Origin of the sequence: Pseudomonas wenzhouensis, assembly GCF_021029445.1 — a bacterium.
GTDB lineage: Bacteria > Pseudomonadota > Gammaproteobacteria > Pseudomonadales > Pseudomonadaceae > Aquipseudomonas > Aquipseudomonas wenzhouensis.
Map to the genome: position 1 here is coordinate 1714533 of NZ_CP072610.1, position 12136 is coordinate 1726668.

6 protein-coding genes are annotated in these 12136 nt (G+C 58.6%); 5 read left to right on the plus strand and 1 reads right to left on the minus strand.

What is annotated here, in order from left to right:
* Nucleotides 1–19: 19 nt before the first annotated feature.
* The 5 genes from pepN to J7655_RS07890 all read left to right on the plus strand — a co-directional run bounded on the left by pepN (nucleotide 20) and on the right by J7655_RS07890 (nucleotide 10398).
* Entirely contained in the window at nucleotides 20–2677 is a 2658-nt protein-coding gene (gene pepN / locus J7655_RS07870) for an aminopeptidase N (RefSeq protein ID WP_230927289.1), read from the plus strand.
* 626 nt (nucleotides 2678–3303) lie between these two features.
* Nucleotides 3304–5271 carry a DUF1302 domain-containing protein gene (locus J7655_RS07875; RefSeq protein ID WP_230927290.1) on the plus strand — a complete coding sequence of 656 codons (1968 nt, stop codon included), beginning with the start codon at nucleotides 3304–3306 and terminating at the stop codon, nucleotides 5269–5271.
* A 68-nt stretch (nucleotides 5272–5339) separates the two neighbouring features.
* A complete protein-coding gene (locus tag J7655_RS07880; protein ID WP_230927291.1) occupies nucleotides 5340–6710 on the plus strand; it encodes a DUF1329 domain-containing protein in 1371 nt (456 codons plus the stop codon).
* A 213-nt stretch (nucleotides 6711–6923) separates the two neighbouring features.
* A complete protein-coding gene (locus J7655_RS07885; protein WP_230927695.1) occupies nucleotides 6924–8003 on the plus strand; it encodes a WD40/YVTN/BNR-like repeat-containing protein in 1080 nt (359 codons plus the stop codon).
* Between the two features lie 16 nt (nucleotides 8004–8019).
* On the plus strand, nucleotides 8020–10398 hold the full coding sequence (locus J7655_RS07890; protein WP_230927292.1) for an efflux RND transporter permease subunit: 2379 nt from the start codon (nucleotides 8020–8022) through the stop codon (nucleotides 10396–10398).
* Nucleotides 10399–10537: 139 nt separating this feature from the next.
* On the opposite strand, the gene J7655_RS07895 is transcribed toward J7655_RS07890, so the two are convergent.
* Nucleotides 10538–11962: an IS1182 family transposase gene (locus J7655_RS07895; RefSeq protein WP_230927293.1), complete on the minus strand. Its 1425-nt coding sequence runs from the start codon at nucleotides 11960–11962 to the stop codon at nucleotides 10538–10540.
* Nucleotides 11963–12136 lie beyond the last annotated feature (174 nt).

Genomic DNA, 12136 nt, shown 5'->3' on the forward strand with positions numbered 1-12136 from the left:
AGACGAGAGGCCAAGAGCCATGCGCACCGAACAATCCAAGACCATCTATCTGAAGGACTATCAGGTTCCCGATTACCTGATCGACGAGACCCACCTGACCTTCGAGCTGTTCGAGGATCACAGTCTGGTGCATGCGCAACTGGTCATGCGGCGCAACCCGGAGGCTGGTGCCGGCTTGCCGAAGCTGGTGCTCGACGGTCAGCAGCTTGAACTGCTGCACCTCAAGCTCGACGACCGTGAGCTGGGCGAGGGCGATTACAGCCTCACCGACAGCCACCTGACCCTGCAACCGACGCAGGAACGCTTCGTGGTCGACAGCAGCGTGCGCATCCATCCGGAGAGCAACACCGCGCTGGAAGGTCTGTACAAGTCCGGCAGCATGTTCTGCACCCAGTGCGAGGCCGAGGGTTTCCGTAAGATCACTTTCTACCTCGACCGCCCGGATGTGATGAGCAAATTCACCACCACGGTCAGCGCCGAGCAGCATGCCTATCCGGTGCTGCTGTCCAACGGCAACCCGATTGCCAGCGGCAGCGAAGAGGGCGGTCGTCATTGGGCCACCTGGGAAGACCCGTTCAAGAAACCGGCCTACCTGTTCGCCCTGGTTGCCGGTGATCTCTGGTGCGTGGAAGACAGCTTCACCACCATGAGCAACCGCGAAGTGGCGCTGCGCATCTACGTCGAGCCGGAGAACATCGACAAGGTGCAGCACGCCATGGACAGCCTCAAGCGCTCGATGAAGTGGGACGAGGAGGTCTACGGCCGTGAGTACGACCTGGACATCTTCATGATCGTCGCGGTCAACGACTTCAACATGGGCGCCATGGAGAACAAGGGCCTCAACATCTTCAACTCCAGCTGCGTGCTGGCCAAGGCCGAGACCGCCACCGACGCAGCCCACCAGCGCGTTGAAGCCGTGGTGGCGCACGAGTACTTCCATAACTGGTCGGGCAACCGCGTGACCTGCCGCGACTGGTTCCAGCTGTCGCTCAAGGAAGGCTTCACCGTGTTCCGCGACAGCGAGTTCTCCGCCGATACCCACTCGCGCACCGTCAAGCGCATCGAAGACGTGGCCTACCTGCGCACCCACCAGTTCGCCGAGGACGCTGGGCCCATGGCCCATCCGGTGCGCCCGGACGCGTATATGGAAATCTCCAACTTTTACACCCTGACCATCTACGAGAAGGGTGCCGAAGTGCTGCGCATGATCCACACCCTGCTCGGGCCGGAGCTATTCCGCAAGGGCTCGGACCTGTACTTCGAGCGTCACGACGGCCAGGCCGTGACCTGCGACGATTTCGTCAAGGCCATGGAAGATGCCAGTGGCATCGACCTGACCCAGTTCAAGCGCTGGTACACCCAGGCCGGCACGCCGCGCCTGGAGGTCAGCGAGGCTTATGACGCCGCCTCCCAGACCTACAGCCTGACCTTCCGCCAGAGCTGCCCGGCCACACCGGGACAGAGCGAGAAGCTACCGTTCGTGATCCCCGTGGCGCTCGGCCTGCTCGATGCGCAAGGCAACGAGCTGCCGCTGCGCCTGCTGGACGAAAGCGCCGCACAGGCCACCAGTCGCGTACTGTCGGTGATCGAAGCCGAGCAGACCTTTACCTTTGAAGACGTCGCCGAGAAGCCGCTGCCCTCCTTGCTGCGCGGCTTCAGTGCGCCGGTCAAGCTGCACTTCCCCTACAGCCGTGACCAACTGATGTTCCTCATGCAGCACGACAGCGACGGCTTCAACCGCTGGGAGGCCGGCCAGCAGCTTTGTGTACAAGTGCTGCAGGAACTGATTGGCCAGCACCAGCGTGGCGAAGCCCTGGTGCTGGATCAGCGCCTGGTCGCTGCGCTGCGCACATTGCTTGAAGACGAGTCGCTGGATCAGGCCATGGTCGCGGAAATGCTTTCGCTGCCGGGTGAGGCCTACCTCACCGAAATCAGTGAGGTGGCGGATGTCGAAGCCATCCACGTCGCGCGCGAGTTCGCCCGCAAGGCGCTGGCCGATGCGCTGTTCGCCCCACTGTGGGCGCGCTACCAGGCCAACCGCGAAGTCTCCAAGGCCACGCCTTACGTGGCCGAGGCAGCGCACTTCGCCCGTCGTAGCCTGCAGAACATCGCGCTGTCCTACCTGATGCTCAGCGAGAAACCTGAAGTGCTGGCGGCTTGCGTCGACCAGTTCGACAACGCCGACAACATGACCGAGCGTCTGGCGGCCCTGGCCGTACTGGTCAATTCGCCATTCCAGGAAGAGCAGGGCAAGGCATTGGCCATGTTCGCCGACTTTTTCAAGGACAACCCGCTGGTCATGGATCAGTGGTTCAGCGTGCAGGCTGGCTGCCCGCTGCCAGGGGGGCTGGAGCGCGTGCATGCGTTGATGCAGCACGAAGCCTTCACCCTGAAGAATCCGAACAAGGTGCGCGCGCTGATCGGCGCCTTCGCTAATCAGAACCTGATCAACTTTCACCGCGCAGACGGGGCGGGCTACCGCTTTCTCGCCGACCAGGTGATCACCCTCAATGCGCTCAACCCGCAGATCGCTTCGCGCCTGCTGGCGCCGCTGACCCGCTGGCGCAAGTATGGCGAGGCTCGCCAGGCGCTGATGAAGGCCGAGCTGGAACGCATCCTCGCCTCCGGTGAGCTGTCCAGCGATGTCTATGAAGTGGTGAGCAAGAGCCTGGCCTAAGGCTGATGCCGCCTAGGTAAGGCTGCGGAAGCTCTGTTTCGTAGGAGCCCCGCCCCGGGGCGAAGCTTTTTGAGTCCGTCTCGCCCAGATTCGCGGCGGGGCGCCGCTCCTACAGGCTCGGCGTGTCGACGCTTGACGGGTTGGCTTTGGGCCTGAAACAGGTTTTGCTCTACAAAAAAGTGTTACCGATCTCTGGTTGGTAACACTTTTTTGTTACCCAATGAAATGTATGTGCGATCCCTTATGCTTTTTCATGCTTGATTTCCGGCTTCGCACTTGAAAGTGAGGTGGCCGTCATTGGCCTGCTACGCTGCAGGGCGCGTGGCTAGTGGCATAAAGCGTCGGATCGTAGGACAAGATGCGCCAGTTTTCCTGATGCATTGGTCAGTGGCTGATCAGTCACGAAAAGAAATCCGCCAATCGCTCTGCAAGGCGCTTTTGCGCTGATACAAGTGTTTGAATTGGCACTATGGTTGCAGCGTCGCACTGGATTGGACCGCGTGCGAACGCTCGTGGTCGTTGGCACTTTTGCAGCAAATAAAAACATAAGCCGTCGTCAGTACGGCAATTCGCGGCCCGGCTACGGGATCGCCCAAAAGAATGATCTGTCCACGGAGTGAGTCTCGATGGAAATTAAGTCCCGCAAGCCCGTTCTACGTTTTGCCCCGGCCAAGGCCGGCTTTGCGTTCGCTGGCGTTCTGCCGTTGCTGGTCGCCGCCCAGGCTCATGCGGTGGAGTTCAGCTTCGCCGATAACGAAATCACCGGCTCCATCGATACCACTGTTTCCTACGGCCAATTGTGGCGCGTACAGGGTCAGGACAAGAGCAACAACGATATCAACACCAATGACGGTAATCGCAACTTCGATACCGGCCTGGTTTCCGAAGTGTTCAAGGTTACCTCTGATCTAGAGGTGTCCTATCAGAATTACGGCGCATTCGTGCGTGGTACTGCGTTCTATGACACCCAGATCATGGACAAGCGCAACGACTATTACGATGCCAACTCGCCCGCTCAACCGAGCCAGAGCTTTCCTCGCGACAACAGCTTCACTCGCGAGACTCGCCACAAGGCAGGACGTGATGCACAGATTCTCGATGCCTATGTTTATGGCAACTGGGATATCGCCAACATGCCGGTCACCGGCCGCTTCGGTAAGCAGGTATTCAACTGGGGCGAGGGTCTGTTCTACCGTGGGGGTATCAACACCACCAACCCGGTGGACGCGGCCAAGTTCCGTCTCCCGGGTTCGGAGCTGAAAGAGGTGCTGGTGCCAGTCGAGGCTTTGAGTTTCAACGTGGGCCTTACAGACAATCTCTCTATGGAAGCTTTCTACCAGTTCAACTGGAAAGAAAGCGCTATCGACCCGGTTGGCACCTATTTCTCTGAAACCGACCTCTTTGCCGATGGCGGCAGCACCGCTTACAACGAAAGTGGTGCTCTGGCCGGTATTCTCACGCCAAACCCCGGCTTTGGTAACAACTCGCTGTATGGGCTGCTGTCCAGCAACCCGGCGACCGGTTTGCGTGGCAGCGAGTTCGCCAACGTTAATGCATTCAAGGTTGCTTCCATCGGGCCGGACATCAATGCCAAAAACGACGGCCAGTTCGGTGTCAACTTCAAGTACATCGCTGAAGGACTGAATTCCACCGAGTTTGGGGCGTACTTCATCAATTATCACTCCAAAGAGCCGTACATCTATGCCGATGTAAACAGTGCTTACACCGGGATTTCGGCCGCTCAGTACCTTGCGTTGCTGGGTAACGGTGCTGTGGCTGGTGCAGCAGCAGCTAGTGGTAGCAGCACCCAGCAAATAGTAGGTGGGTTGCTTGCGGTAGACCTGGGTAATCAGGTGCAAGCCCGTCGCGAGTATGTTGAAGATATTCGTGTGTACGGCTTTAGTTTCAACACCGTCATCAATGAAACGTCGGTGTTTGGGGAAGTTGCCTATCGTCCGAATATGCCGATTGGTATGGCGGCGACCAACGATGCGTTGCAGCAATTGCTCGGTCAGGCCACTCAGTTTGCCCTGGGACAGGGCATCGATATCGCGGGCCAGGACTTGATGATGGGCGGCCAACTGCACAATTACGAACGAGTTGAGGCATTCAATACTTCGTTGGGCGCTATCCAGAACTTCGGTCCGGTGCTTGGCTTCGATTCGCTATTCGGGGTCGCTGAGCTAGCGTCCGAGCACCTGCGCGGTAGCGACCTGAAGTACACCGACTACGAAGGAAATACTCGTTACTACGCAGGTAGAGGCAATGGCGCTTATGCAAGCGGCTACGACCGTGACGACCAGGTCAACAAGAACGCCTACGGCTACACCCTGGTGCTCTCCGGCACCTGGAACGACGTTTACGCTGGCGTAAACCTGTCGCCGTTCGCCGTGTTCAAGCACGACTTCGAAGGCAACTCGCACCAGACCGGTAACTTTATCGAAGGTCGTAAGGCTTACACCGTCGGTATGCGTGCCAGCTACCTGAACAGCCTGGAAGCCGAGATCCAGTACACCGAGTTCTACGGCGCTGGCCAGAACAACGGTGCGCGTGATCGCGACAATATCGGCGTCAACGTCAAGTACTCCTTCTAATAACCAAAATCGGAAAGAACGCCGGGCGCTTGCGGGCGCCCGTTACGACTCTTTATGGAGAATTACCCATGCTGAACAAGCACAGGCTGATGGCCGTAGCCGTTGCGCTGGCATTTTCCGCCGGCTCCGCGCTGGCTGCCGTTTCCTCGCAGGAAGCCGCAAAACTTGGCGATACCCTGACCCCCTTCGGCGCCGAAAAAGCTGGCAACGCTGCCGGCACCATTCCGGCCTGGACCGGTGGCATCACCCAGGCGCCTGCTGGTTACACCCGTTCGGGCCAGCACCATGTCAATCCGTTCCCGGAAGACAAGCCGCTGTTCACCATCACCGCAGCCAACCTGAGCCAGTACGAGGCCAACCTGACCCCCGGTCAGATCGCCATGTTCAAGGCTTACCCGGAAACCTATCAGATGCCGGTTTACCAGACCCGTCGCTCCGGCTCCGCGCCGCAGTGGGTCTATGACAACAGCATCAAGAACGCCACCAGCGCCAAGCTGGTCGATGGTGGTAACGGCTTCACCGACGCTTACGGCGGTATTCCGTTCCCGATTCCGCAGAGCGGTGTCGAGGCGCTGTGGAACCACATCGCCCGTTACCGTGGCACCTACATCGTGCGCCGTGCCTCGGAAGTGGCCGTGCAGCGTAACGGCGCCTATTCGCTGGTGACCTCGCAGCAAGAAGCGCTGTTCAAGTACTACCTGCAGAACGGCTCGTTCGCCGATCTGAACAACATCATGTTCTATTACCTGTCGTTCACCACCAGCCCGGCGCGTCTGGCCGGTGGCGCGACCCTGGTTCATGAAACCCTCGATCAGGTGAAAGAGCCGCGTCAGGCCTGGGGCTACAACGCCGGACAGCGCCGCGTGCGTCGTGCGCCGAACCTGGCCTACGACACGCCGATCGCCGCAGCCGATGGCCTGCGTACCGCCGACGATACCGACATGTTCAACGGTGCTCCGGATCGCTATGACTGGAAGCTGGTGGGCAAGAAGGAAATCTACATCCCGTACAACAACTACCAGGTCACCAGCCCTGAGGTTAAGTACAAGGACCTGCTGCAGGTCGGCCACCTCAACCCGGCACTGACCCGTAACGAGCTGCACCGCGTCTGGGTGGTGGAAGGTACGCTGAAATCCGGCGCCCGCCATATCTACTCCAAGCGTACCCTGTTCCTCGATGAGGACAGCTGGCAGGCTGCGGTAGTGGATCAGTACGACGGTCGTGGTGAGCTGTGGCGCGTGTCCATCGCCTATCTGAAGAACTACTACGATCTGCCGACCACCTGGTCTGCACTCGATGTGTTCCACGATCTGCAGGCTCGCCGTTACCACGTGCAGAACCTGGACAACGAAGAGAACAACACCATCGACTTCACCCAGGCGGTTCCGGACGACGGTTATTTCAAACCGGCCGCCCTGCGTCGTCGCGGCACTCGATAATAGTCGTGTAGTCTCGCGCCAAGGCCGCTACAGTAGTAGCGGCCTTTTTCTATCAGTGTGGCGAATGGGCTTCTATAACGCGGGTTCTGCCTTAACAAAACATAACGTCGCGCCAATTGTCAGGGCTTTCCTAAGCCCGATAGGATGAGTGGCCTGCTAATCGGCAGCACCGCCTATAACAAGAAAGGGGGAAGGTATATGAGTGAGCCCGTCATGCGGCGCACCCAGTCCGGTCCAGCGTCCAAGTTGTCGCGCAAACCGGCGCTCCGTGTCCATTCGCCGCTGGCTAAAGCGCTCTCGCTATGCAGTGTGCTTTCCGTTCTGGCTATTGCCCATTTGCCTGCGCAGGCTGACAGTTCAGCTGCAGCAGAGGTCAGTTATTCAATTGAATCGCCTCGTGCGGTGCACAGTCTGATGCTCGATGTGGTCAACACCGGCGAGCGTCTGGTCGCCGTGGGCGACCGTGGTCACATTCTCTATTCCAACGATCAGGGACAAAGCTGGCAGCAGGCCAAGGTGCCTACGCGGCAGATGCTGACTTCGCTGTTCTTCGTCGATGCCCAGCATGGCTGGGTGGTGGGGCACGATGCACAGATTCTTGCCACCACTGATGGTGGCCTGACATGGACCAAGCAGTACGAAGATCTAGAACTCGAAGCGCCGCTGCTGGATGTCTGGTTCAAGGATCTGCAGACCGGTTACGCGGTAGGTGCCTACGGTGCACTGCTGGAAACCACCGATGGTGGCGAGAACTGGGAAGATATCAGTGACCGGCTCGATAACGAGGATGCCTACCACCTCAACGGTATTGCGGCCGTCAAGGACAGCGGCCTGTTAATCGTTGGCGAAATGGGCGTGATGTTCCGCTCGGCTGACTGGGGCCAGAGCTGGGAAACCATCGCCGAGCCTCCCTATGAGGGGTCGCTGTTCGGTGTGACCGGTACCGATCAGTCCGGCGTTGTGTTGGCCTATGGTTTGCGCGGTCACCTGTTCCGCTCCGACGATTTCGGTGATAGCTGGCAGCAAATCCAGCTCGATACGGCCAACAATGGCTCGCTCGAATTCGGTTTGTCCGGTGCAGTGATGCTGGCTGACGGCTCCATCGTGGTCGTGGGTCATGGTGGCACGGTTCTGAGAAGTGAGGACGCAGGGCGCAGTTTCAGCCTGTTCAATCGTCCGGATCGTCAGTCGCTGGCAGCGGTGGCTGCAAGTGACCAGGGCCAACTGGTACTGGTCGGGCAGGGTGGCGTTCGTCTGGCCACACCGACTGGCGCCACGCCGACCGCACAATAATAAGGGGTAGTCTTCGATGACCGATCATCACCAGGACAAGGCGAGCTTTCTCGAGCGCCTGATCTTCAACAATCGGCCGGCGGTCATTCTGCTCTGCCTGCTGACCACCATCTTCCTGCTGTACCAGGCAACGCAGATTCGCCCCTCGACCAGCTTCGAGAAAATGATTCCGTTGTCGCACCCCTTCATCGAAAAAATGATGGAGCACCGCAATGACCTGGCCAACCTGGGCAACACCGTGCGCATCTCGGTGGAGGCCAAGGAAGGTGACATCTTCTCCAAGGAGTACATGGAAACGCTGCGGCAGATCCATGACGAGGTCTTCTACATCAACGGTGTGGACCGCTCTAACCTGAAGTCACTGTGGAGCCCCAGCGTACGCTGGACCGAAGTGACCGAGGAAGGTTTCGCCGGCGGCGAAGTGATTCCGCAAAGCTATGACGGTAGCCCGCAGAGCCTCGAAGAGCTGCGTAACAACATACTCAAGTCCGGGCAGATCGGCCGCCTGGTGGCCAATAACTTCAAATCCAGCATCATCGACGTGCCGCTGCTGGAGTCCTATCCGGATCCGAACGACCAGGGCAGCCTGATCAAGCTCGATTACCAGAAGTTTTCCCACGAGCTGGAAGAGAAGATTCGCGACAAGTACCAGTTGCAGGATCCCAATGTTCAGATCCACATCGTCGGTTTTGCCAAGAAGGTGGGTGACCTGATCGATGGCCTGATCATGGTGGTTGGCTTCTTCGCCATCGTCTTGCTGATCACTTTCGTGCTGCTGTACTGGTTCAGCTGGTGTATCCGCAGCACCATCGGCGTGCTGGTCACCACCCTGATCGCGGTGGTCTGGCAGTTGGGCCTGATGAACCTGGTCGGTTTCGGTCTCGATCCCTACTCGATGCTGGTGCCGTTCCTGATCTTCGCCATTGGTGTGTCCCACGGCGTGCAGAAGATCAACGGTATCGCTCTGCAATCCAGTGGCGCCGAGAACTCGCTGATGGCTGCGCGGCGCACCTTCCGCCAGTTGTTCCTGCCCGGCATGATCGCCATTCTGGCTGATGCCGTGGGCTTCATCGCGTTGTTGATCATCGATATCGGTGTGATTCATGAGCTGGCCATCGGTGCTTCGATCGGCGTATTGGTGATCGTGTTCACCAACCTGATTCTGTTGCCAGTGGCGATCTCCTATCTGGGCATCAGCAAGAAGGCGATCGAGCGCAGCAAGAAGGATGAAGTGACCGAGAAGCCGATGTGGCGAGTGCTGGCCAAGGTCGCTCACCCCAACATTGCACCGTTCATGGTGGTGCTGGGGCTGCTGGCCGGGGTTAGCTGCTTCTTCTATCAGAAGGCCAACCTGCAGATCGGTGACCTCGATCAGGGCGCGCCGGAGCTGCGACCCGATTCGCGCTACAACCTGGACAATGACTTCATCATCCAGAACTACTCGACCAGCTCCGACGTGCTGGTGGTGATGGTCAAGAGTGCGCCGGAAGGCTGCTCGACCTACGAAGCGATGTCCGCCATGGACGAGCTGATGTGGAAGATGGAGAACACTGCAGGTGTGCAGTCCGCCATTTCCATGGTCACGGTGTCCAAGCAACTGATCAAGGGCATGAACGAGGGCAACCTGAAATGGGAAACCCTGTCGCGTAACCAGGACGTACTGAACAACTCCATCGCCCGTGCCGATGGTCTGTACAACGCCGACTGCTCGCTGGCCCCGGTATTGCTGTTCCTCGAGGATCACAAGGCCGAGACGCTCAAGCGTACCGTTGCCGCCGTGCAGGAGTTTGCCGACGAGCATAATCGCGAAGGCCTGGAGTTCCTCCTGGCTGCCGGTAACGCCGGTATCGAGGCGGCCACCAATGAAGTCATTTCCAGCTCCGAGCTGCTGATGCTGACGCTGGTCTACCTGTGGGTAGCGATCATGTGTCTGATCACCTTCCGCTCGATCCCGGCGATGATCTGTATCGTGCTGCCGCTGATCCTCACCTCGATCCTCGGTAATGCGCTGATGGCTTTCCTCGGCATCGGCATGAAGGTCGCAACCCTGCCGGTGATCGCACTGGGCGTGGGTATCGGTGTGGACTACGGCATCTATATCTACAGCCGCCTGGAAAGCTTCCTGCGTGCCGGTCTGCCGCTGCAGGAGGCCTATTATCAGACGCTGAAATCCACCGGTAAGGCGGTATTGTTCACCGGTCTGTGCCTGGCCATCGGCGTAGCGACCTGGATGTTCTCGGCGATCAAGTTCCAGGCCGATATGGGGCTGATGCTGACCTTCATGTTCATCGTCAACATGTTCGGTGCCATGCTGCTGCTGCCGGCGCTGGCGCGCTTCCTGATCAAGCCCGAGAAGCTGGTGGGCAAGAAGGGTGGTTCGCTGCTGGCTCACTAAGACAGGTAGTGTTTAACGAAAAACCGCGGCCCTTGCAGGCTGTGTGAAAACGCTCTGAACTGAACCGGTTCAATACAAACGCCTCGATTGATTCGGGGCGTCTGTGTTTTTACTGATGCAATGATGCAAAGTGCAGCGTTCAGGTCAGTAGCTCGATCATGCGGCGCGCCCCGAGTACCGAAATAGCACGTTTGAGGTTGTAGGCTTGCACGGCCATCGCCATCTCAGCTCTCACCCCGCTGAAATGGCGCACTAGAAAACGACCGTTGCCCAGAATCCATTGTTTGAGATTGCCAAAAGGGTGCTCGACGATTGCTCGTCGCCGTCCCATCATCTCAGGGTGAGTTTCGAGTCGTTTCTCCATCCGCGCGAACGCCTCTTCGTTGGGATGGCGGCTGATATGACGCCGTTGGGCCTGTGTGCACTTGGCTTTTAATGGGCAGTTCCCGCAGTCCTCGGCACGGGCTGCGTAAAGGCGAGTGCCACGATTGAGCTGTTTGAGCGACAGGGTCTTACCCGCAGGACATTGGAAACTGTCGGTCGCAGGATCGTAAGTGAAGTCCTGACGCACAAACAGCGTGCCGCCGCCCTGGTTGTTGGGCGCGCGATTCACGGGGACGAAAGCCGTAATGCCCGCTTCTTCGCAGGCCTGAAACTGCGCCCCGTTGGAATAACCAGCATCAGCCGTGACCGTCAGCTCAGGCTGCTGCAGAACCGCCTGAGTCGCTTTGGCCATCGGCTCCAACTGCTGGTTGTCGGTGCAGTCACTGGTCACTTCGTGATGCACGATCAGGCCATGCTCGGCATCGACAGCGCTCTGCACGTTGTAGGCCACGCAAGGGCTCTTGCCTGAGCAGCGCATCTTCTTGGCATCCGCTTCGCCTTCGACGAACTGTTCCAGGCCCTGCGCCTCCATCAGCGCTTTTACGGTCAAGTTATCGGCATGGCGATCCTGTAGCTGGCGTAGCGCCTGTTTCACCGCTGCCCGGTCAATCGTCTCTTGCGCGTCTTGTGCATCACCCTCATCAAGCTGGGCCAGGTACTGGGCAATGTGTTTTTCCAGCTTCGCTTGTTGACGCTTGAGCTTCTCCACGCTCAGGTGCTTGCGCAGCGAAGCTACCGCTTGGAACTTGCTGCCATCGATGGCCACCAGCTCCCCACTGATCAAGCTCGCCTGGCGACAGAACTGGACGAAAGCCTTGCAAGTCGCCTGAAAGGCCATGCTGTTGTCTTTGCGAAAATCCGCGATGGTCTTGAAGTCCGGCGCCAGACGACCCAGCAACCACATCACCTCGATATTGCGCTGGCACTCCGCCTCCAATCGACGAGAGGAGCGAATGCGCTGGAAGTAGCCATATAGGTATAGCTTGAGCAAATCAGCTGGATCGTAGCCAGGGCGCCCAGTCTTGAGCGGCTCAGCCTTGCTGAACCCCAGTACCTTCAGATCCAGACGAGCCACATAGGCCTCGATGACTCGAACTAGATGATCCTCAGGAACCAGCTCTTCCAATGTCGGCGGAAACAGGCTGCTTTGTTGCCGATCTTCACCTTGGATATAGCCCATAAACGACAATGCCCCTATCGACCGATAGAGGCATTGTCTTCACCTTGCACTCAGACTGCTAGGTTTTCACACAGTCTGCTTGGGCCGCGGTTTTTTTGTTATGGGCTCTTGGAAAGGACACTTAGCGAAGCGTGTCTACGTTCACGTAGGGTGCGCCGTGCGCGTCGCGGATTG

Excerpts from the sequence above, each read along its gene's own strand:
- pepN (WP_230927289.1), top strand. The coding sequence starts at position 20 with ATGCGCACCGAACAATCCAAGACCATCTATCTGAAGGACTATCAGGTT.
- J7655_RS07875 (WP_230927290.1), top strand. The coding sequence starts at position 3,304 with ATGGAAATTAAGTCCCGCAAGCCCGTTCTACGTTTTGCCCCGGCCAAG.
- J7655_RS07880 (WP_230927291.1), top strand. The coding sequence starts at position 5,340 with ATGCTGAACAAGCACAGGCTGATGGCCGTAGCCGTTGCGCTGGCATTT.
- J7655_RS07885 (WP_230927695.1), top strand. The coding sequence starts at position 6,924 with ATGCGGCGCACCCAGTCCGGTCCAGCGTCCAAGTTGTCGCGCAAACCG.
- J7655_RS07890 (WP_230927292.1), top strand. The coding sequence starts at position 8,020 with ATGACCGATCATCACCAGGACAAGGCGAGCTTTCTCGAGCGCCTGATC.
- J7655_RS07895 (WP_230927293.1), bottom strand. The coding sequence starts at position 11,962 with ATGGGCTATATCCAAGGTGAAGATCGGCAACAAAGCAGCCTGTTTCCG.